This window comes from Trichococcus collinsii, assembly GCF_900107505.1.
Taxonomy (GTDB): domain Bacteria; phylum Bacillota; class Bacilli; order Lactobacillales; family Aerococcaceae; genus Trichococcus; species Trichococcus collinsii.
Genome location: NZ_FNQH01000009.1, coordinates 1 through 20207, shown reverse-complemented (window position 1 = coordinate 20207; position 20207 = coordinate 1). Strand labels below are relative to the sequence as shown.

Annotated in this window: 23 protein-coding genes and 1 rRNA gene; 17 read left to right on the top strand and 7 right to left on the bottom strand. The window is 46.1% G+C overall.

Annotation, left to right across the window (positions count from 1 at the left end):
* Window positions 1–198 precede the first annotated feature (198 nt).
* The 9 genes from tmk to BLV66_RS13650 all read left to right on the top strand — a co-directional run bounded on the left by tmk (window position 199) and on the right by BLV66_RS13650 (window position 6621).
* Window positions 199–840 carry a dTMP kinase gene (tmk, locus tag BLV66_RS13690; protein WP_086986564.1) on the top strand — a complete coding sequence of 214 codons (642 nt, stop codon included), beginning with the start codon at window positions 199–201 and terminating at the stop codon, window positions 838–840.
* Between the two features lie 64 nt (window positions 841–904).
* Window positions 905–1234 carry a cyclic di-AMP receptor DarA gene (gene darA / locus BLV66_RS13685; RefSeq protein WP_086986565.1) on the top strand — a complete coding sequence of 110 codons (330 nt, stop codon included), beginning with the start codon at window positions 905–907 and terminating at the stop codon, window positions 1232–1234.
* Window positions 1235–1248: 14 nt separating this feature from the next.
* On the top strand, window positions 1249–2238 hold the full coding sequence (gene holB / locus BLV66_RS13680; RefSeq protein WP_176974288.1) for a DNA polymerase III subunit delta': 990 nt from the start codon (window positions 1249–1251) through the stop codon (window positions 2236–2238).
* 25 nt (window positions 2239–2263) lie between these two features.
* Window positions 2264–3055, top strand: a complete 792-nt coding sequence (locus tag BLV66_RS13675) for a PSP1 domain-containing protein (RefSeq protein ID WP_086986567.1) — start codon at window positions 2264–2266, stop codon at window positions 3053–3055.
* Window positions 3056–3114: 59 nt separating this feature from the next.
* A complete protein-coding gene (locus BLV66_RS13670) occupies window positions 3115–3465 on the top strand; it encodes a DNA replication initiation control protein YabA (protein WP_068562380.1) in 351 nt (116 codons plus the stop codon).
* 166 nt (window positions 3466–3631) lie between these two features.
* The gene (locus BLV66_RS13665; protein WP_086986568.1) at window positions 3632–4384 is read left to right on the top strand and encodes a tRNA1(Val) (adenine(37)-N6)-methyltransferase; all 753 of its coding nucleotides are present in this window, start codon (window positions 3632–3634) and stop codon (window positions 4382–4384) included.
* The gene (locus BLV66_RS13660; RefSeq protein WP_086986569.1) at window positions 4371–4661 is read left to right on the top strand and encodes a GIY-YIG nuclease family protein; all 291 of its coding nucleotides are present in this window, start codon (window positions 4371–4373) and stop codon (window positions 4659–4661) included. The genes BLV66_RS13665 and BLV66_RS13660 overlap by 14 nt, the downstream gene beginning before the upstream one ends.
* Before the next feature lie 48 nt (window positions 4662–4709).
* The gene (gene rsmI, locus BLV66_RS13655; RefSeq protein ID WP_086986570.1) at window positions 4710–5582 is read left to right on the top strand and encodes a 16S rRNA (cytidine(1402)-2'-O)-methyltransferase; all 873 of its coding nucleotides are present in this window, start codon (window positions 4710–4712) and stop codon (window positions 5580–5582) included.
* A gap of 16 nt (window positions 5583–5598) precedes the next feature.
* The gene (locus BLV66_RS13650; protein ID WP_086986571.1) at window positions 5599–6621 is read left to right on the top strand and encodes a YdcF family protein; all 1023 of its coding nucleotides are present in this window, start codon (window positions 5599–5601) and stop codon (window positions 6619–6621) included.
* A gap of 84 nt (window positions 6622–6705) precedes the next feature.
* Here the strand turns inward: BLV66_RS13650 and BLV66_RS13645 are convergent, their stop codons facing one another.
* Both BLV66_RS13645 and BLV66_RS13640 read right to left on the bottom strand, forming a co-directional pair.
* Window positions 6706–7596, bottom strand: a complete 891-nt coding sequence (locus tag BLV66_RS13645; protein WP_086986572.1) for a Cof-type HAD-IIB family hydrolase — start codon at window positions 7594–7596, stop codon at window positions 6706–6708.
* Window positions 7596–8471: a MurR/RpiR family transcriptional regulator gene (locus BLV66_RS13640; protein ID WP_086986573.1), complete on the bottom strand. Its 876-nt coding sequence runs from the start codon at window positions 8469–8471 to the stop codon at window positions 7596–7598. The genes BLV66_RS13645 and BLV66_RS13640 overlap by 1 nt, the downstream gene beginning before the upstream one ends.
* 174 nt (window positions 8472–8645) lie before the next feature.
* Here BLV66_RS13640 and BLV66_RS13635 point away from each other — a divergent pair, with 174 nt between their 5' ends.
* From BLV66_RS13635 to BLV66_RS13605, 7 genes are all read left to right on the top strand, one after another.
* Entirely contained in the window at window positions 8646–9650 is a 1005-nt protein-coding gene (locus BLV66_RS13635; protein WP_086986574.1) for a D-isomer specific 2-hydroxyacid dehydrogenase family protein, read from the top strand.
* A gap of 15 nt (window positions 9651–9665) precedes the next feature.
* Window positions 9666–10769, top strand: a complete 1104-nt coding sequence (locus BLV66_RS13630; RefSeq protein ID WP_086986575.1) for an iron-containing alcohol dehydrogenase family protein — start codon at window positions 9666–9668, stop codon at window positions 10767–10769.
* Window positions 10770–10772: 3 nt separating this feature from the next.
* Complete coding sequence (locus BLV66_RS13625; protein ID WP_086986576.1) at window positions 10773–11597, top strand: PTS mannose/fructose/sorbose/N-acetylgalactosamine transporter subunit IIC; 825 nt, start codon at window positions 10773–10775, stop codon at window positions 11595–11597.
* A gap of 31 nt (window positions 11598–11628) precedes the next feature.
* Window positions 11629–12498, top strand: a complete 870-nt coding sequence (locus BLV66_RS13620; RefSeq protein WP_086986577.1) for a PTS system mannose/fructose/sorbose family transporter subunit IID — start codon at window positions 11629–11631, stop codon at window positions 12496–12498.
* Window positions 12499–12527: 29 nt separating this feature from the next.
* Window positions 12528–13031, top strand: coding sequence for a PTS sugar transporter subunit IIB (locus BLV66_RS13615; RefSeq protein WP_086630082.1), 504 nt, complete (start codon window positions 12528–12530; stop codon window positions 13029–13031).
* Window positions 13032–13119: 88 nt separating this feature from the next.
* Window positions 13120–14001: a hypothetical protein gene (locus BLV66_RS13610; protein WP_086986578.1), complete on the top strand. Its 882-nt coding sequence runs from the start codon at window positions 13120–13122 to the stop codon at window positions 13999–14001.
* 35 nt (window positions 14002–14036) lie between these two features.
* Window positions 14037–14486: a PTS sugar transporter subunit IIA gene (locus tag BLV66_RS13605; RefSeq protein WP_086986579.1), complete on the top strand. Its 450-nt coding sequence runs from the start codon at window positions 14037–14039 to the stop codon at window positions 14484–14486.
* An 80-nt stretch (window positions 14487–14566) separates the two neighbouring features.
* Here BLV66_RS13605 and mscL read toward each other — a convergent pair whose 3' ends face one another.
* From mscL to BLV66_RS13580, 5 genes are all read right to left on the bottom strand, one after another.
* Entirely contained in the window at window positions 14567–14962 is a 396-nt protein-coding gene (gene mscL / locus BLV66_RS13600; protein WP_086986580.1) for a large conductance mechanosensitive channel protein MscL, read from the bottom strand.
* Window positions 14963–15052: 90 nt separating this feature from the next.
* Window positions 15053–16180 carry an NAD(P)/FAD-dependent oxidoreductase gene (locus tag BLV66_RS13595; RefSeq protein WP_086986581.1) on the bottom strand — a complete coding sequence of 376 codons (1128 nt, stop codon included), beginning with the start codon at window positions 16178–16180 and terminating at the stop codon, window positions 15053–15055.
* Window positions 16181–16280: 100 nt separating this feature from the next.
* Entirely contained in the window at window positions 16281–17531 is a 1251-nt protein-coding gene (locus BLV66_RS13590; protein ID WP_086986582.1) for a glutamate-5-semialdehyde dehydrogenase, read from the bottom strand.
* Window positions 17532–17544: 13 nt separating this feature from the next.
* On the bottom strand, window positions 17545–18351 hold the full coding sequence (gene proB / locus BLV66_RS13585) for a glutamate 5-kinase (RefSeq protein ID WP_425445315.1): 807 nt from the start codon (window positions 18349–18351) through the stop codon (window positions 17545–17547).
* Window positions 18352–18672: 321 nt separating this feature from the next.
* Window positions 18673–19518, bottom strand: coding sequence for a Cof-type HAD-IIB family hydrolase (locus BLV66_RS13580; protein ID WP_086986584.1), 846 nt, complete (start codon window positions 19516–19518; stop codon window positions 18673–18675).
* 545 nt (window positions 19519–20063) lie between these two features.
* On the opposite strand from BLV66_RS13580, the gene BLV66_RS13575 reads away from it, so the two are divergent.
* Window positions 20064–20207, top strand: a 16S ribosomal RNA gene (locus BLV66_RS13575); the annotation flags it as partial.

Below are 20207 nucleotides of genomic sequence, written 5' to 3'. Positions count from 1 at the left end.
TTTTATCGGAGTAAGGGTTTCATTTAATAAGTAACCTTTCGTTTTTTGGTGACAGGATTTTACTTGTTCTGTTTTCGGAAAAAGCCGACAACAGCAATTAATTGTTGCAAAATTGATAAAGCTATATCCGTTTCATCTGTATAAAAAATCTTTCATTTAGCGTATAATGGAAGTATTAGAATCGTAGGAGTGTGCAAAGTGAGAGGGATTTTCATCACAATCGAAGGGCCGGATGGCTCAGGGAAGACAACCGCGTTGCAGCAAGTAGTGCCGCGTCTGCAACAAGAGATGAACCGTAGAGTAGTAGCGACGAGAGAACCGGGTGGAAGCCCAATCGCGGAAAAGATCCGCTCGTTGATACTGGATCCTTCGCATACGGACATGGATTCTAGGACAGAAGCTTTATTGTATGCGGCAAGCCGCCGCCAGCATCTGATCGAAAAGGTGTTGCCCGTTTTGGAAAGTGGAGACGTCATTTTTTGTGATCGTTTTGTTGATAGTTCAATCGCTTATCAAGGCTATGCAAGAGGCATTGGTGAAGAGGGGATCCGCGAAATCAACCAATTCGCGACAGAAGGGCTCGAACCGGATGTGACGTTGTACATCGATGTCCCGGCGGAAGTAGGCATTCAAAGGATTCATGCGAACATGGACGAACGGGAATATAACCGTTTGGACCAGGAAAAGCTCGATTTCCATGAAAAAGTCCGAGCTGGCTATCTGCTATTAGCGAAGGCTAATCCGGAACGTATAGTGGTCGTCGATGGGACGATGCGCCGTGAAGCGGTAGCGGAAGCGTGCTATCACATCATCAAAAATAGATATCCAAGCTATTTTTAGAGCAAGATCATTTGCCAAGCATCACTGATCAGCCTTTTCAACATACAGAAAGTGGGGATTTGTTATGAAATTAATTATGGCTATAATTCAAGATAAAGACAGTGCTATTCTGTCCGATGAGTTGGTGGAAGCGAACGTCCGCGCTACAAAATTGCCTTCTACAGGCGGTTTTCTGCGCGCCGGCAACACCACCTTCATGATTGGCGTCGAAGACGAGCGGGTCGATGAAGTATTGAGTATCATCAAAACCAATTGTGAAGCGCGCGAGCAGTTCGTAGCGACTCCAGTAAGCATGGATGTGCCGTTGGACAACGCAATCGCCTATCCGATGGAAGTGCATGTAGGCGGAGCGACCGTGTTTGTTTTACCGGTAGATAGTTTTTACAGATTCTGATGACGAAGGAAAGGATGGATGGTGTGACACAGCTTTTGATGAGGCAACAGCCGGAACTGCTCGAAAGGTTCCAACGTACGATTCGTGAAAAACGACTGGTCCACGCCTACTTGTTCGAAGGAGCGCAGGGAACCGGCAAAGAAGAATTGGCGCGTTGGATAGCCCAGATGCTCTTTTGTGAGGAGTTGCAAGATGATCACCCTTGTGGGCACTGCAATCGTTGTCTTCGGGTTGCAGCAGGCGAATTTCCCGATGTGACGGAAATCAGCCCGGATGGCAACACCATCAAAGTCAACCAAGTCCGTGAATTGAAGGCAGAGCTTTCCAAAAGCGGGATGGAAGGAAGCCGCAAGGTCTATCTGATTTATGACGCCGAAAAAATGACGGTCAGCGCTTCGAACAGTCTGCTGACGTTTTTGGAGGAGCCACAGAACGATACGTACCTGATTCTGATGACCACGGCTAAGGAGAACATCCTGCCAACCATCCGCTCGCGTTGCCAAATCGTCCATTTCCAGGTCGTCAATAAGCAGGCGTTGGGAGAAATCTTGGAGGCGCAGGGGATACAGCATGAAAATGCGGCGTTGCTGGCGGCCATCACCAATAACCAAGAAGCAGCCTTGTTACTGAACCAAGAGGAAAGCTTCCATGAATCCAAGAAGCGGACATGGGCTTGGTTCCAGCTGATGACCGATAAAAATCCTCAAGCCTTTGTGTTTGTGCAGACCGACTTGATGGACGGTCTGAAGGACAAAAATGATGGGCACTTCTTTTTGGACTTGCTATTATTCTATTACCGTGATTTACTGTATACCAAGTACAGCAATAAGCAAGCTATCGTCAACAAAAATCACGGAAAAGAGTACGAGCGCATTGCAGAAAAACTGCATCCTCAGGAAATCACCCGACATATGGAAAATATCCTCAATGGAAAGAAACATCTGGAAGCAAATGTTCAGCTCCAAGGGGTACTGGAAGAGATTGCGCTCGGGAATAGCCTATAGATAAAGCTTCTGGAGGAGAAAGAAAATGAAAAACGTAATTGGTGTTCGTTTTATGCCTGTCGGGCCCATCTCTTATTATGAAGCAGGCCAGACAAAGTACAAAATGGACGAAAAATTGATCATAAATAATGGGAATGCTGTCGATATTGGCCAAGTCGTCATTGTCGATAAAAAAAGCAATGAAGAAGGCGGCATCCTTTCGCATAAAAACATCATCCGGGTTGCGACCGAAAAAGATCTCGAGCAGGATGAAAAAAATCGCGCAGAGGCGAAAGAAGCCTTTGCCGTATGCAAGACAAAAATGAAACAGCTGAAATTGGAGATGAAGCTGATTAAAGCGGAATACACTTTCGATCGCAGTCGTTTGACTTTCCATTTCAGTTCGGAAGGCCGAATCGATTTTCGGGAATTGGTCCGCGAATTGGCGGCTGTTTTCCGCACGAGGATCGAATTGCATCAGATCGGTGTTCGTGATGAGGCCAAGATTCTTGGAGGAATCGGACCATGCGGAAGAACGCTCTGCTGCTCGACCTTCTTAGGCGACTTTGTGCCGGTTTCAATCAAGATGGCGAAGGATCAAGGTTTATCCTTGAACCCTACCAAAATATCCGGTTTGTGCGGTCGTTTGATGTGCTGCCTGAATTATGAGAACGATACGTACGTCTCCCTCAGAAAAGCAATGCCTGATTACGGGCAGGAAGTAATGACGCCGGAGGGCAAAGGGAAAGTTGTAGAATTGAATGTGCTTAGTCAAGTCGTCAAAGTGCGTCTGTTCGAGCACAATAAAACGGTTGAGTTTGCCAGTTCAGAATTATAAGAGTTAAGGATCTGCACGATAGGATTGAAAAATAAGTATGGAAAATGCGAGTGGATAAAATGGATAAACGTGCCTTGTATGACCAATTCCATCGGGTGGAAAGCCGTATTTCATCGATGGGAGCAGATGTTAAAGAGATTCAAGAGAAGATGGATGACCTGATAGAAGAGAACGCAAATCTTCAAATCGAGAACCAGCATCTGCGTGATCGGATCGATTTCCTTACGAAGGAAAAAGAAGATGCGCAGAAGCAAGAGCCAGAAATGTCGAAGTCCCGTCTGAATTTACAGAAGCTGTACGAGGATGGTTTTCATGTCTGCAATGTTTATTATGGTTCCCGCCGTCTGAATGATGAGCCCTGTGTTTTCTGTATCGATGTCATCTACGGCGAAAGAGATCGGAAAAACTGACAGTATCCCGCTACTGCGGACATTGTCAACAATTGATGGATGCATGACTGGCAGAGGCGGGGACAGAAGTCCTTGCCTCTGTTTTGAGGATAAGCGTAACGGATGTGCCGGCTGATTTTTCTGTCGGTTGCTGCATGTGTGATGATATATATAAAGGAGTATGGGAATGGAAAATGTATTAAAGGAAGGCGAACGGATTGATGTGCTGAAGAGGGAAAACATCCAGATCATCCAAAGTTCAGCCGTGTTCTCTTTTTCGCTGGATGCGGTGCTGTTGGCGGATTTCGCGGAATTGCCGCGCGTGAAGCCGGCAAAGATAGTCGATCTCTGCGCCGGGAACGGGGCAGTCTCGTTTCTTTTGACAGGAAAGACCAAGAATCCGATCGTCGGAGTGGAACTGCAGGACCGGTTGGTGGATATGGCCCGCAGGACAGTCCAGCTGAATCAGTTGGAGGAGAAGGTTTCCTTCCTGCATGCGGATGTGAACGATGTGACCCGCTTCATCAAACCGGATTCTGTTGATGTCATAACCTGCAATCCGCCCTACTTCAAGCTGACCGAATCCAGTTTCACGAATGAATTGGATGCTTTTGCGATCGCGCGGCACGAAATTCATTTGACGCTGGACCAATTGATGAAACAGACGAGCCATCTGCTGAAGATGAAAGGCAAAGCCTACTTCGTCCACCGGCCGGATCGTTTGATGGAAATCCTGGAAACGATGCGGAACAACCGGATTGCGCCCAAAAAACTGCAGTTCATCTACCCAAAACAGAACAAGGAAGCGAACATGATTCTGATTGAAGGCATCAAGGACGGCAAAGAGGATGGTTTCCGTGTGTTGCCGCCGCTCGTTGTGTACAATGAAGAAGGGGAATACAGCCAGAAGGTAAAGGATGTCCTCTATGGCGAGCAGTGAGCACTACTTTTATGTGCTGCATTGCGCAGATGACTCTTTTTATGCCGGCTACACGACAGACACGCTTCGGCGCGAACAGGAGCACAATAAAGGCATCGGCAGCAAATATACCAAGGCGCGCCGCCCTGTACAAATGATATATAATGAAGTCTTCGGTTCCAGAACAGAAGCGACCAAAGCGGAGGCGGCATTCAAGAAGCTGAGCCGAAAGCAGAAAGAGAATTTTTTGAAGGTGCACGGCACCCATCTGCCAGGTTCTGAACTAGGCGGGATTTAGCAGGTCGCCAGAGTTGCCAAAATGAATCGAAATCAGAGGAGAACAAAGATGCAACTGCAAAAAAGTTATGAACAGCACGAGAGCGGCACGCTTTATTTAGTGCCGACTCCCATCGGAAATCTGGAAGATATGACCTTCCGTGCCATAAAGATACTGCGCGAAGTGGATCTGATTGCGGCTGAAGACACGCGCAATACGCGCAAGCTGTTGACGCATTTCGAAGTAGATACTCCCCAAATCAGCTTCCACGAGCACAATACCCAAGAGCGCATTCCGCAATTGGTGGAAAGACTACTCGGGGGCCAATCCATTGCCCAAGTGAGCGATGCGGGAATGCCTTCGATCAGCGATCCAGGCCATGATTTGGTGCGCGCCTGCATCAACGCAAACGTGCCGGTTGTGCCGTTGCCTGGAGCCAATGCCGGTGTGACTGCATTGATAGCTTCCGGATTGGCGCCGCAACCGTTTTACTTTTTCGGCTTTCTGGAGCGCAAGAAGAAAGACCAAGTGGCCCAGTTGGAGTCGCTGAAGAACAGGGAAGAGACGATGATTTTCTATGAGTCGCCTTACCGGCTGAAGGAGTTGCTCAAAAATATCGTAACCGTGATGGGTGAAGGGCGCCAAGTCGTCATCTGCCGCGAATTGACGAAACGTTTTGAAGAATTCATCCGGGGTTCGGCAGAAGAATTGGCTGCTTGGGCCGAAGAAACGGAAATCAGAGGGGAAATCTGCCTGATGATAGCCGGTAATGAAAACCCGGAAATGCCTATTGAACAGACATTTGATGACCTCAGCGTCGCTGAATTGGTGGAAAAACTGATGACGGAACAGGGGCTTTCTTCCAAAGATGCAATCAAAGAGACCGCAAAAATAAGGGATCTGAAGAAACAGGAAGTTTATCAAGCTTTCCACGGCTTTTAGACAGGAGGGATGACCGTTGCTGTTCTATTTATTGAGTGCATTCTCGTTAGGCGGGGTACTGACGCTCAGATCGATGGGGAGAAACAGGCAATACCAGAGCTACTTGCTGGTAGCGTCGCTGCTATTCCTTTTCGTGGGAATGCTGCAGGGCAACAACTCCCCCCAAGTGGCGTGGCTCCGTTATGCGGTGATGCTCTTCCGCGTTCTTTTCGGCTTAATTTCACCATTCGCATTCCTATTTTTCGGCCTGGCGCTTGTGTTCAATGGGGTGCTGTTGATCAAAAAAGAGGGCTGGGCCAAACGGTACGGCCTGCTGTTTGCGGTGGGAGCCTTCATTTTGTTGATGGATCTGCTGTTCCTGCTGAATTATTTTATTTTCCATCATTACCTTATTTGGCGCTTTATGCGCTTGATGGGCTACTTCATCATATATTTTGGTACGGTGCTAATCTTATTTTTCCTCGCAACAGCCTTTTACGGCCTTATTCCGGTTTCCCTCGATAAAGATTTCGTCATTGTCCTGGGAGCGGGATTGTTGCCGGATGGTAGCATCAGCCCGCTTCTGCGGAGGCGGTTGGACAGAGCAAACCGATTTTTCCGGCATCAGACAGAGCGTACGCAAAAACGGCCCTGCCGTCTGATTATGAGTGGAGGTACAGGCGTGGACGAACCATTTTCTGAAGCCTTCGCCATGAAACGTTATCTGATCGGGAAAGGCATCCCAGAAGAATTGATTCTTGAGGAAAGCGAGTCCGTCAATACGTACCAGAATTTTCTTTATTCCAAGGGCATGATGGACGCGTACAAAGAAAGCTATAAGTGCCTCTTCATCACGAATAACTTCCATGTTATCCGCAGCAGTCTTTATGCGCATCGAGTGGGATTGGAAACGGACGGCTTGGGTGCCTGGACGCCGCTTTATTTTTTGCCTTATGCTTTTCTGCGCGAATTCATCGCCCTCATCTTTTTGCAGATCAAAGGGCATACGCTGTTACTGGCGCTTGTGCTGGTGTTTGGTTTGTGGAGAATCTATTTTTGAAATCATAAGCGCCAATTTCGGTGCAAAAAAGCCGTATACTATGCGATATTTCGCAAGTATACGGCTTTTTTTATGCTCTTTCGTTTAAAGCAAGCCTTCTGTCATCAATTGATTCAAGCCATGATAGACACCTTCGTCATCATTGGAAGGTGTTGCATAGTTTGCCACGCCCTTGGCTTTCGGCAGTGCATTAGCCATTGCGAAGGAATAGGGTCTTCCGGCAAGCATAGAGATATCATTTTCGCTGTCGCCAAAAACTGCCACTTCCTCATTGGAAATGCCCAGTTTTTCCAATAAAGTATCCAAGGCTTTGCCTTTGTTGATGCCTTTTTTGGTGATTTCCAGTTTCCTTTCATCAGAAAAGACTAGTTCGTAATCATCATACAGACCTAGATGAGGCAATGACTGCGTCACAGCCTCCATAAAATGTGGGTCTTGGCTGATCGAAATTTTGTTGCAAGAAGCTGGTGCTTCGTTCAGATCAAGAATCAGTTTTTGTTCAGGATAGCCGTCGCGCATATCGCATAACCAACTGTACATGCCGCTGGCCCAAGGATAATCGTCGGGCAGTCTCATTTCGCCTCTGATTTTCTTCTTTAAGGCATACAGCGAGTCCGGTAAATAGGTGTACAGGCCGGCATCCTGCGAAAACTGGATCTCAACGTTGAACGTACGGAATACGGATGTGACTTTTTGGATGTCTTCTGAATCCATTATCCCCAATCTTTCCCTGGTTTGAGAGTTGCAATCATAAATGGAACTGCCGTTTACATCGATCAAATAACCTTGATGGGAATCCATCTTCAGTTTTAGGGCATCCGGCATCAAGCGCAAGTAACTTCTCCCGCTTGCCAATACCAAGGTGATGCCTTTTTGCTGGAGCGATAGGAGGAGTTCCTGGGTTTTGGGGCTGATGTCATGGTCAGCAGTCAATAGTGTGCCGTCCATGTCGCAAACGATCGCTTTGATGGGCATTATCTATCCACCTCTATTTTTGTTGTCGAAAGGATTTCGCGTATTGTGTCGATCGATTCTATATTTGTATGCTCATCATGATAGAGATACGACAAGTAGATGATATCCACTACTGTGATATAAAGTAATCTGGCTGAAAGGGCCTCGGACTGGAAAATGGATTCTTCTGTTTCGACTACAATACTGACATCACTCAATCGGTTCAAAGCACCTGGCGGATTCCCTGTCAGACAGATGATCTTGGCTTTATTATGGGCAGCTACTTCCGCTATCTTGATAGTTTCTGCCGTCTTTCCTGAGTGCGAGAAAAGGAAGACGCAATCATTTTCCGTTAATTTGGAAGTGTGCATCAGCTGCATATGATAATCTGAAACATAATTTACGGGGATGGCGGTTCTCAAGAACTTGTGGTAGGCGTCGAGCGCAATGACTGCGGAGGAGCCAAGCCCAAAAAAGTGAAGCGCTTTCGAATTTATGATAATATCAAGAGCTTCTTGCAGGGCCTCCCCTGATAGTTTGCTCATCAAGCTTTGCAACATAATTTGTGAGGATTGAATGACTTTTTTAGAAATATCGCTCGGCGTGTCCGAAGCGGTGATATCGGTAAATACGGCTAACTGGTGCGTGCGTTCTTCAGACATACGATAGTTTGATGCAACGCTGATTTTGAAATCCTGGAAGCCTTTGAAGCCTATTCTCTTCACGAATTTAAAAATCGTCGATTCTGAAAAATCTGTTTCTTCTGCAAGATTGGATAATGTTTTGTTCACTAAGTCCATGCCCAAGCTCACAAAATAGTCGGCAATCTTTAATTCAGTGGCTGAAAAAGTCTCGTAGTGTGGTTTCAGGATCATTTGGATATAATTTTTTGACATATATGAGCACCTCCTTAGGGATAGTATAGCATATTCGCAATTAGTAATAAATATTTTTTATTTTAGCTTTACAAAGTAAAAAATATTTATTATAATCAGAATATAAATTACGAAAACGATTACAAAAATGGGCTTGGCGGAGAGAAATTTGTATAAGTGGAGGGGCAAAGAAAAATGACTCAAGAAAATAAGATAGCCATCGTCAATTCAAGCAGTTTTGGGAAGATGTTTGACACGCATGTGGAAAGACTGGAAAAAATCGGGCAGGTCGATCGTTTCGATTTTGATAGTTCAATTGAAGGAAAGCAACTAGCTGAATCATTAATAGGGTATAATATTATTATCGCGAGTGTAACACCATTTTTCACTAGCGAGTTTTTTGAGCATAAGGATGAACTGAAGTTGATCACGCGTCATGGAATCGGGTACAACAATATAGACCTGGAAGCTGCCAAGGCACATGGTACAATTGTCGCGATTGTTCCACCTCTGATCGAGCGCGACGCAGTTGCAGAAAATAATATCACCAATTTACTTGCACTGATGCGGCGCACAACCGAATCTGCCCAGGAAGTCAAAAATGATGGCTGGGAAAATCGAGCGCGGTTTATTGGAAACGGTTTATGCGGAAAAACGGTAGGTGTCATTGGTGTTGGCAATATCGGCAGCCGAGCTGTCGAAATCCTGCATTATGGGTTCAGGTGTGAAGTGTTGGGGGTCGATCCGAACAAGACCGCGTTGGAAATCGACATTTTCGGCGGCAAGAAAGTCGAATTGGACGAACTTCTGGAGCGGGCCGAGGTCATTTGTCTCTGCGCAAGCCTGAATGAAACGAATTACCATCTGATTTCCAAAGAAACCATTGCGAAAATGAAGGACGGTGTTTACATATCCAACTCAGCTCGTGGAGCACTTGTGGACGAAGCGGCAATCATCGAAGCGATCCAAACCGGGAAACTGCGTGGATATGCAACAGATGTGTTGGAAGTTGAACCGGGACGCAGTGACCATCCTTTCCTGGAGTATCCGAATATCATTTTGACCCCGCACACGTCTGCGTACACAATGGAGTGCCTGGAAGGGATGGGAGACAAATGTGTTTCTGACTGTGAATCGATAGTGGAAGGGAGGATGCCGCGACGGGTGGTGCAACCAGTAAGTCCTTATATTACAGCATGAGGGAGGTGTATAAAGTTGGATACAGTTGTAAATGTAAAAGTTGGCCCGCAATTTTATAAGTATGGGCAAGGCGCTATGGAAATGATCCCTGACATACTGAACGAATACGGTGCGAAACGCGTGCTGCTTGTTCATGGCACGATTTCATGGGAGAAAGCAAGGCCGTATTTGGAATTTCTGGATAAGGACTTCGCAATTCAGTATGAGAAATATAACGGTGAGTGTAGCTATAATGAAGCAAATCGATTGGCCAAACTAGTAGAAGATGGCAACTTTGACTTTATCGTCGGTGTCGGAGGAGGGAAATTGTGTGACCTGGTGTACTATGTCGGCTCATTAACGAAAAAACCTTTCGGTGTCGTTCCGACGCTGGCCAGTAATTGTGCACCATGGGCACCGTTATCAGTCATGTACAAAGATAACGGACTCGCTGAAGGCAAAACCGAACATTACAAAAGACAGGCAGCCTTTTTGATCACTGAACCAACCCTTGTAATCGATGCGCCAATAAAATTCTTTATCGCAGGAATCGCGGATACTATAGCTAAGTGGTATGAATCCGATATGATATTGGAGCAGCCGCAGTTTGAAGCGAATAATTTCTTGATGCTCGCACGGCATTCGGCGCGGATCTGCAAAGATGTCATCGCTGAAGATGGTTTGAAGGCTATCGAGGATATGCGCAATGGAACGGTATCTGCAGAGTTTATCAAGGTGTCTGAAGTAATATTCGGAGTTGCGGGACTGGTTGGGGGATTTGGCGACAAATATGCCCGTAATACTGCCGCTCATGCCATTCATGATGCGATTTCAGCTTATCTGCCGGGAGTCCACAACTACTTGCATGGTGAAAAAGTGGCATATGGTATTTTCTATCAATTGGCTCTGGAAGGCAAATGGCAAGTGATTGACGAATTGATTCCGATGTATGAAGCTTTAAGTTTACCGAAATCATTAACCGAGATGGGCGAGTATCCTTTAGCGGAAGAGGAACTCAACAACATAGTCGAACTGGTCAACAAAAAGCAAAAAGTGCATTTGTTGCCGATGACGATCAATGAAGAAGTCTTGAAAAAAGCAATAATAGATTTAGAAAAATACATAAATACGGAGGTATAGGCAATGGAAAATATTACCGCAATGCAAAGTTTGTTAATTGCACTTTGGGTAGGGGCAGTCATGTCACGTGCATTTTTAGGTGGAGCGACATTAACGTTACGTTTTTCCCCTTTGATGACGGGTTTGATCGCAGGTATTGTAATGGGTGACGTTCCACAAGCAATGATTATCACAGCAGCAATTCAACTGATTTATATGGGGGTTTTCTCTCCAGGGGGAACGATGCCTTCTGAACCATCAATCGCAGCAGCGATCGCGGTGCCGGTTGCTTTAATGGGTAACCTGCAGCCTGAAGCAGCAATAGCTGTAGCTGTACCGGTAGGTTTATTGGGTGCTTATCTGTACCAATTCAGATTTTTCATCAATACGTTTTTGGGTAAATACACCGATAAAGCCGTCGAAGACTTGAATGACGGTGCAATCGTAAGATCAATTATCCTTTATCCAACAATCGCTTCTTTCATTTTGTTTGTGCCATTAGTATTCGTTGCTTTGTACTTCGGAGCACCCGTTATTGCTGATGTCATCACCGCACTTGAAGGTACAGTTGTGTTCCATATTCTAACTGTTGTTGGTGGCGGTCTAGCGGCTATCGGTATTGCAACAACGATTTATGTTATCGGCCGTAAAGACTACATGGTTTTCTTCCTGTTAGCATACTTGATGAGCGTTGTGCTGGCTTCCTTATCAATCACGATGGTGACCTATGCCATTGTCGGAGCTTTAATAGCAGCCATTTTCGTGTTAAGCAAGGGACAAGCTGCAAAAACATCTTCTGCTTCCGCTGGTGGTACAGCGCTTGAAGATGACGATGATGACGATTTCTAAAAAGTATGCAAATTGAAAGGAAGATGAAAAAATGATAAACGCTAATCTAGATGCTAAAGAACAAAACATGTTAGCACCAGAAGAAATAACCGCTAAAGATGTTACGAAAACCTATTTACGCTGGCACTTTGCAAACGAGATCCCTCACTCATTCGAACGTTATTTGGCTCCATCGCTCCTTTATGCGATGATGCCGATTCTGCGCAAACTGTACAAAGATGAGGATCAATTAAGAGCCGCCTATAAACGCCAATTGCTATTCTTCAATACGCAACTGTCATGGGGTGGCGGCGTCATCACAGGGCTGATGTCTTCGATGGAACAAGAACGCGCCAAAGAAGTTGTGAACGGCGAAGAAGTTACCATGACTGATGATCTGATGTACAATACTAAAGCAGGTTTAATGGGAGCTTTGGCTGGGATTGGTGATTCAATCGACTCAGGAACTGTACAATACATTTTTATCGCTATCGCTGTTCCTTGGGCACAAATGGGTAGCCCGATTGGCGCCTTGTTCCCATTCATCGCTTTTGCTCTTTACCAAGCATTGTTAGGTGTATTCTTTGCACGAAGCGCATTCAAGACAGGTAAAAATGCAACGGGTGTTATGCATAGTGCTGGAATTCAGACTGTTATCGAAATGTTGTCTATTTTAGGGATGTTTATGATGGGGATTTTAGCCGGAAATTATGTTAAAGTTTCATCAAGCTTAGAATTTGAGATCTCAGGACGTCCGTTTATTATTCAGGAAATTCTGGATAAGATAATGCCTGGTATGTTGCCGCTGGCTGTTGTTCTGGGTGTATACTTCTTCTACATCAAAAAAGGTCTGAAGGTAACGCGTGCATTAGTGGGCTTGACGTTGATTTTGATTGTTCTGGCTGGCATAGGTATTCTATAAAAAGGGTATAAGAAAGGAAAGTGTAAAAAATGGGAGTTGTAAATTTAGCGCGTGTAGACGAGAGACTGATCCATGGTCAAGTCATGTTGACATTGTCCCAAAGAGATGGCGTCAATTCAATCTTTGTAGTGGATGATGTTGTTGCCAAAGATAAATTCATGAAGGATCTGTACAAAAGCGCGGGTAGCCGTACCGGACAAAAAACAATTGTCATGACTGAAGAAAAGTGCAAATTCTATTGGGATGAGTTCAAATTTAAAGAGTACAGCGCTATCCTGATCACGAAAACAGTGACCGGAATTTATAATCTGGTTAAGCATGGTGTTCCGATCAAAGATCTGAATATCGGCGGAATCGCTAAAAAAGGCGATGATGATATTTTGGTCACTAAATCAGTTTATCTGAACAAAGCAGATGCATTGAAATTGAAAGAATTAAATGAAGACTATGGTGTTGAAAACATCTATTTCCAAGCAACACCATCTTCGTCAAGCTCTAGCTTAGCAGATGTGTTAAAACAATTCGGTTTATAAAATAATTCCTGGTGGGAAAGCAGTTATTGCGAAATAGCTGCTTTTCTCAATCGGGAAAATAGGACCAAAATGACAGGTGGCAAATACTATGCAGCAAAATGAAAAATTTAAAGATTGGCTATTTCGATATCAGTCTTTTTATCGTGTACGTCGTACTGATAAAAGCAAACGGCGGTTTATCTCGGCATTGGTGGCGGATATTTCTGACATGCGAGAAGATGTGCAGGTGATCGAGTACAATCGCCATAAAAAATATGCATCAAGGAACGTTTACGTTGGCGATATCGGAAAAGCGGATCAGATCATTTGCACGTATTATGACACGCCAATTCAGCATTTTGGTTCTTATGTTTTGTTTGATCGAGAAGTACAGGAAAAACGGACAACCAGTTTCATTATAGTCAGTTCTGTCCTGTTGCTCTTGGTGGGTATTGCCGGAACGCTCTTTTATATGCAGAACGCATCCGGTGCGGTTGACCTGATTTCTGTTCGCACCTTGTTTATCGCTCTTGCTTACGGTGTCTATTTCTACTTGTTCGGCAAGATTGCGAAGGGGTCGGCAAACCGAAAGACGTTGATTCGAAATACTTCGTCCGTCCTTGCTATGTTGGCAATGATAAGTGAGGCAAAAGGAGAGAAAACAGCGTTCGCTTTTGTGGATGAAGGCAGTTTTGGAGAAAGTGGTCTGGAAGCAATGCGTACACCGGGAAATAAGAAAGCGAAGATATTCTATCTGGATTGCGTAGGCGCAGATGCGCCGTTGCGTGTTATCGGCAATGATGTTTCCAAGACGAAATTGTCGGAATTAGGTATTGATCATCAGTCGTCAGATGAAAAGATCAATTATATCTTCAGTGCAAAAACTTCGGAAAAAGAGCAAAAAACGCAATTTTATCTGGATAAGTCGGATTTGAGCCGAAAGAATTTAAGTATGGACAATATTACAAAAGTTGTGGAATTGTGCAGATAGGCATTGAGCCTTTCCGTAACCAAGGAGGATTATAAATGTTAGGGATCGTTATTGCAACACATGGTTCATTAAGCAATGGACTTAAGGATTCAGCGGAAGTGATCTTTGGCCCGACCAATAATATCACAACAGCAAACTTGAATCTGGGAGACGACGTACAGGCGTTGGGCGAAACAATTAAAGAATGCATTCTTGAAGTCAATCAAGGTGACGGGGTCATCGTATTGGTGGATCTGGTGAGCGCCAGCCCTTACAACCAATCGGTACTTGTGACGAATAGTCTGGAGAAACCACTTCAAGATTCTGTTTACATCATTGGCGGGGTAAACCTTCCGATGCTGTTGGAAGGGATCAACCATCAATTGATAGGGACGCCTGTGGAAGAAGCTGCTGAAGCTGTGATCGCTCAAGGCAAGAACAGTATCAGTGACTGGCATGTATCCATGATTGCAGACGATGATGATGAGGACGACGACGCTTTTTAAGAAAAATAAAATGAACCCTATAGAATGGACACAAAAAAGTGTCTTCTATAGGGTTCATTTTTGTGTACTTATATTGAGCATTATTCGACTTTTTTGCTTTGGTTCACCATCAAATCACGGATTTCTTTCAGGTAAAGCTCAACAACCGGTACTTCGGCTTCAACTTCCACTGGTTCTTCCTCGGGCATTTTGCGTTTGAGTTTGTTGATTACCTTGATCATCAGGAAGAGGACAAGTGCGATCAACAAGAAGTTCAGTAAGGCTTGCAGGAAATTACCGTACGTGAAGTCTGCTTGTCCGATTTTGAATGAAAGGCCCGTCAAGTCTGCGTTGCCGGTTACGGCTACGATGATCGGTGTGATGATATCTTTTACTAATGAATTGACGATTGCTGTAAATGCACCCCCGATGACAACCCCGACGGCAAGATCAAGCACGTTCCCACGCATGATGAATGTTTTAAATTCTTTCCACATATTTTTCACCTCCGTTTAAGATAATTATATTTCAATTGTATTGAGATAGCAAAAAAATCGTTATTCAATGGATAATATTTTTATGGTTTTCTAACGGTTGGTCGATTTGACGTAAGCGGTGATGGGATAATCCTCTGTCGGTAAGCTGCTTTCTTTCCCTTGCGCCAATTCGGCCAACAAATAGCCGATCAGCGGCCCGGAAGTCAATCCGGACGATCCAAGCCCGCTTGCCGCGAAACAGTTTTGCAGACCCGGTACACTTCCGAAGAAGGGACTGAAGTCGGAAGTGTAGGCCCTTGTGCCGACACGGATATCCGTGGTCGCCTCATCTTTCAGATGAGGGAGCCAAGTACAGGCTTGTTCCAACATTGGATCCGTAACGGAAGCATCAGGCTGCAGGTCATAACCTTTGTCGTTCTCGTGGCTTGCGCCGATGACTGTTTTCCCATTGCCGAACGGAAGCAGGTCGATTTCACCTTGGGGCATGATGACCGGGTAGTTTTGCGGATCCCGAGCCTCTGTTTGGAGGACGATAAGTTGACCTTTTTGCCCGCGGACATCGACCGTGTACCCGAGCGGCCGGAGGAGTTGGGGCAGCCAAGCGCCGGCTGCCAGGATGACTGCATCGAATTTTTGCGGTCCGTCCGGCGTCAAGACGGATAAAGTGCCGTCGTTATCCATGGTGAGGGAGACGTTCCCTTTGTGGAGGGTACCTCCTAAATGAATTGCCGCCTCCAACAATGTTTTCGTCAATTCCCGGCCGTCCACGCGGGCGCCCCCGCCTACGTAAAGGGCTTGTTCGACGTTGGCGAGAGGCGGGAAGGCTTTTTCAAGTTCACTTCCTTTCAGGATAGCGACGCTACCGATCAAAGGCGCCTGCTCGCGGCGTTCCAACGCACGGTCATGGACCTCCTGGATATAGTCGGCAGATTGTCCCAGGATAATAGCTCCGGAGCGTGCGTAGGCATCCGTCTTCAAACCGTCGGAAGCCAAGTCGGCCAGCAGCTTGTCATAAAAAGCCGCGCCTTCGGAGACGAGACGGTACCATTTTTTGTTGCGGCGTCTGGACAGCCAAGGACAAATGATCCCTGCCGCCGCTGCTGTTGCTTGGCCGTTGCCGCTGTCGAATACGCTGACGCTGTGGCCGGATCTTGCCAAATAATAACTCGCGGTGGCGCCGACGATGCCGCCACCGATGACTGCAATCTTCTTTTGCATGGTTGGAACCCTTCTTTCTCCGGTAGCCGGTTGTTGCATTGTGGACAGAAAAAGCCGGGAACGGTGTCCCGGCTCTAAACATTTTCAATGAGGATCCCTCTTAGGATCTGATTTGACCTTCGCCGTAGATGATGTATTTGTAGGAAGTCAATTCCTTCAATCCCATCGGTCCGCGGGCATGGAGTTTTTGCGTGCTGATGCCGATTTCTCCGCCAAAGCCGAAACAACCACCATCCGTGAAACGGGAAGAGGCGTTGATGTAGACTGCCGCTGCATCGATATCGTTCAGGAAGTTCTGTGCCGTTTGGTAATGATCGGTGACGATCACTTCGGAATGGCCGGTGCTGTATTTTTGGATATGCGCGATGGCTTCGTCATAGGAGGAAACCACTTTTACCGCCAAAATGAAATCCGAGAATTCAGCAGCGAAATCTTCCTCTGTTGCTGGGACAGCCTCGGGCAGGATGCTGCGGGTCTTCGCATCGCCGCGCAATTCCACTTTATAAGGCGCCAAAGCTTTCGCGAAAACAGGCAGGAAAGCATCCGCAACTGCTTCGTGGACAACAAGCGTCTCGATGGAATTGCAGACGGAAGGGCGGGAACATTTCGCGTTGACCAGAATGCGTGTGGCCATTTCCAATTCGGCAGCTTTATCGATGTACAGGTGGCAATTTCCGACGCCTGTTTCGATGACCGGTACAGTCGCGTTTTTCAAAACGTTCTGGATCAGTCCGGCTCCTCCGCGAGGGATCAGGCAATCCAGATAGTCATTCAGTTTCATGAATTCATTGGCCAGTTCGCGGGATGGATCAGGGATCAGTTGCAGCGTTTCCTTGGCGAAACCGGCTTCCGCGAGACCTGCCTGCAATGCGGTCATAATGGCTTTGTTGGATTCCAAAGCCTCTTTTCCGCCGCGCAGGATGACGGCATTCCCGGATTTGAAGCAAAGGGCGCTCGCGTCCGCTGTGACGTTTGGACGTGATTCATAAATGATTCCGATGACGCCAAGCGGAACACGCTGCTTTCCGATCATCAAACCATCGGCTGATTTCGTCATTTCCTCAACGTAGCCAATCGGATCAGGCAGTTGAGCGATTTCCTTGAAACTGTCCGCCATCCCTTTGATCCGTTGCGGATTCAAAGTCAAACGTTCGATCATCGGCGTTGCCAATCCATTAGCCTCGGCTGCTGCGATGTCATTCGCATTGGCTGCCAGGATGGCATCCTGGTGCGTGTAAAGGGCAGCTTCCATGGCCAAAAGCCCCTCATTCTTTTGTTTGGTTGATGATTTCCTCAGGCTGTTGGCTGCGGCTTTCGCGGCAATGCCCATTTCTTGCAATAAACTGTTCATCGAATATCCTCCTCTATTTGTCTTCCCTCACAAAATAGGTTCCAATTTCTTTGCCGGCCAATATATCGAACAATACGGTCGGATCGGTGGCTTGCGTCAATACCATTTGTTGCTTGTTCTTCAGGATTTGTTTAGCAGCTTTCAATTTTGTTGCCATTCCGCCGGTCCCGAATTTCGAACCGTTCCCGCCAGCCAAAGCCATTTCCTTTGCCGTGATGGCATGGATGGTATGGAAGAGGACGGCATCCGGATGGGCCATCGGATTTTTATCATAAAAACCTGGGACATCGGACAGCATGATCAGCAGGTCGGCGGAGATGATCTCTGCTACGGTTGCGGAAAGGCGATCGTTGTCCCCGAATTTTGTTAGGTGATCCAATTCTTCAACAGATACAGCGTCATTTTCATTCACGATCGGGATGATGCCCATTTTTAACAACTGCTCGAATGCGTTTACGGCATTCCTGCGGCTTTCCGGGAACTGCACGATATCCAGGGTCATGAGTATTTGCCCAACAATCTGGTTATAGTGCGAGAAGAAGCGGGTGTAGAGGTTCATCAATTCGGATTGCCCGACAGAAGCGACGGCTTGTTGCTCCGGGATGGTTTTCGGACGATGCGGGAGGTTCAGGCGGTTGAGCCCGACTCCAATTGCGCCGGAAGACACTAAGACGATTTCTTTGCCTTGCTTGCGCAGAACGGTCAAGACATAAGCAAGCCGGTCGAACGTCTGATAGTTGACGGATCCGTCCGCCAGCATCAAAGAACTTGTGCCGATTTTGATGACGATTCTTTTGCAGTCCAATATTTTATTGCGAATAGGTTCCATGTGCACATCCCCGTTTACGATTTGATTTTTTTCATCTATTAAGAGAGTCGTTTTTTTATGTATTGCAGAGCTCGCATCGAGCGAGGTATTACTTCATATAGTATCATGGAATGGCGAAAAAATTAAGATATAGCAAAAAAAAAGCTGCCTGAAGTTATCAGGCAGCCCTAAAGGAGTTGCTCTTTACTTTGGAGGAGTAAAGAAATTGAAAAAAAGATTGTTTGTGATTGGCCTACAGTCATGATAAAACTCAAGTATGAAGAAATTATGAAGATAGTTTTATGAAATGGATAAGATTCTTAGCTACAGTTATCAGATGAGCCCGAAAGTGCGGAATGCCTGATGAAGGCCATCCTCGTCCACTGAACCAGTGACATGATCCGCGACAGACTTCAATTCTTCCTTGGAATTCCCCATAGCGATGCCGATTTCGCAATAGTCGAACATCTCCAGGTCATTCAAGCCGTCACCGATCGCGATCGTCCGCTCTTTGGAGAGTCCCAGGTGTGTCAGCAAAGCTTCTATTGCAGTCGCTTTGTGTACACCCGGTACCATTAGCTCGCCACTTTCATCACCAAACTGAGGCACGGTGCATTGGATCGTATCAAAGGAGTTTTCGAATTCCGACTTGATTAGTGCGAAAGAAAGTTTGTCGCTCTGAAGGAAGCAAGCCTTGTTGACGTCAGACTTATAAAGATCCTCTTCGCCGTAGATCAGTCCCTCTATGAAGGGGTGCGGCTGTTCTTCTTTGCGTCTGCGGGCATCCGGATCATTGTCGATATCACCATAAATGCAGCGTTCCACATGCGGCAGGAAATTTTTGCTGGCGAACAGGCCACCGTTTGACTCCAAGTAAAAATCAACGCCATGCTGATCAAAGAAATCCACCATCCGTCTGACTTCGATGGCCGGGACCGTCTTATGGTAAAGCATTCCGTCATGAAGCTCAATGAAGCCGCCGCCAGCGCCGATGATGCCGTCGAAGCCGATTTCCATGATGAAATCATATATCTCCGGTTTTGACCGGCCAGTGCACAAGTAAATCTCATGCCCGTTCAGTCGGGCCTGTCTGCATGCGTCAGCAGCGGATGCGGGAACCCAACCGTCATCCGCCACCAAGGTACCATCAATATCCAAAAAAATGATTTTTTTATCCAATCTATATCCTCGCTCTCTGCCCTTAAACGGGCTGTCCGAAATTCAAGTCTACTATATAATGGAATGGAAATTATTGCCAGTAGAAGAGATCGTTCAGCGCCAGGGTTTTTGAAGAATTGATAATCGTTCAAAGAAAAAGTTAAAAAATCGTTGACAGCATTCGGCTGCGATGATAGTATATAGAAGTTGTCCGCCAGAATCGGCTTTGAAATGATTTGAAAAAATTGTTGACATGCGATTTAGAGCGTGATATTATATAAAAGTTGCTGATCCAAGCATCTGCAAGCCGATAATACTTCTGAAAAACTTTCAGAAAAGGCTTGACGGAGAGCCGGAGCCGTGATATTATGAATAAGCAATCACGTAACACGTGATACGCGATTGACCTTTGAAAACTGAATAAAGAATGAACGAACCAAATGTGCAAGGAGCTTAGACTTCGGTCGAAGCAAACGAAGACGATACTTTGTATCGCAAACATAAAGTCAGCAAAAAATTAAGAGCAATCAGCTTAACGTGTAGGATTTCTGTACAAGAGTCCACATTTACATGAGAGTTTGATCCTGGCTCAGGACGAACGCTGGCGGCGTGCCTAATACATGCAAGTCGAACGGTCTTTTCTATGGAAGCTTGCTTCCACTGAGAAGATAGTGGCGGACGGGTGAGTAACACGTGGGTAACCTGCCCAT

Coding starts and splice junctions, on each gene's coding strand:
- darA (WP_086986565.1), top strand. CDS start 905: ATGAAATTAATTATGGCTATAATTCAAGATAAAGACAGTGCTATTCTG.
- holB (WP_176974288.1), top strand. CDS start 1,249: ATGGATGGTGTGACACAGCTTTTGATGAGGCAACAGCCGGAACTGCTC.
- BLV66_RS13675 (WP_086986567.1), top strand. CDS start 2,264: ATGAAAAACGTAATTGGTGTTCGTTTTATGCCTGTCGGGCCCATCTCT.
- BLV66_RS13670 (WP_068562380.1), top strand. CDS start 3,115: ATGGATAAACGTGCCTTGTATGACCAATTCCATCGGGTGGAAAGCCGT.
- BLV66_RS13665 (WP_086986568.1), top strand. CDS start 3,632: ATGGAAAATGTATTAAAGGAAGGCGAACGGATTGATGTGCTGAAGAGG.
- BLV66_RS13660 (WP_086986569.1), top strand. CDS start 4,371: ATGGCGAGCAGTGAGCACTACTTTTATGTGCTGCATTGCGCAGATGAC.
- rsmI (WP_086986570.1), top strand. CDS start 4,710: ATGCAACTGCAAAAAAGTTATGAACAGCACGAGAGCGGCACGCTTTAT.
- BLV66_RS13645 (WP_086986572.1), bottom strand. CDS start 7,596: ATGCCCATCAAAGCGATCGTTTGCGACATGGACGGCACACTATTGACT.
- BLV66_RS13640 (WP_086986573.1), bottom strand. CDS start 8,471: ATGTCAAAAAATTATATCCAAATGATCCTGAAACCACACTACGAGACT.
- BLV66_RS13635 (WP_086986574.1), top strand. CDS start 8,646: ATGACTCAAGAAAATAAGATAGCCATCGTCAATTCAAGCAGTTTTGGG.
- BLV66_RS13625 (WP_086986576.1), top strand. CDS start 10,773: ATGGAAAATATTACCGCAATGCAAAGTTTGTTAATTGCACTTTGGGTA.
- BLV66_RS13620 (WP_086986577.1), top strand. CDS start 11,629: ATGATAAACGCTAATCTAGATGCTAAAGAACAAAACATGTTAGCACCA.
- BLV66_RS13615 (WP_086630082.1), top strand. CDS start 12,528: ATGGGAGTTGTAAATTTAGCGCGTGTAGACGAGAGACTGATCCATGGT.
- BLV66_RS13610 (WP_086986578.1), top strand. CDS start 13,120: ATGCAGCAAAATGAAAAATTTAAAGATTGGCTATTTCGATATCAGTCT.
- BLV66_RS13605 (WP_086986579.1), top strand. CDS start 14,037: ATGTTAGGGATCGTTATTGCAACACATGGTTCATTAAGCAATGGACTT.
- mscL (WP_086986580.1), bottom strand. CDS start 14,962: ATGTGGAAAGAATTTAAAACATTCATCATGCGTGGGAACGTGCTTGAT.
- BLV66_RS13595 (WP_086986581.1), bottom strand. CDS start 16,180: ATGCAAAAGAAGATTGCAGTCATCGGTGGCGGCATCGTCGGCGCCACC.
- BLV66_RS13590 (WP_086986582.1), bottom strand. CDS start 17,531: ATGAACAGTTTATTGCAAGAAATGGGCATTGCCGCGAAAGCCGCAGCC.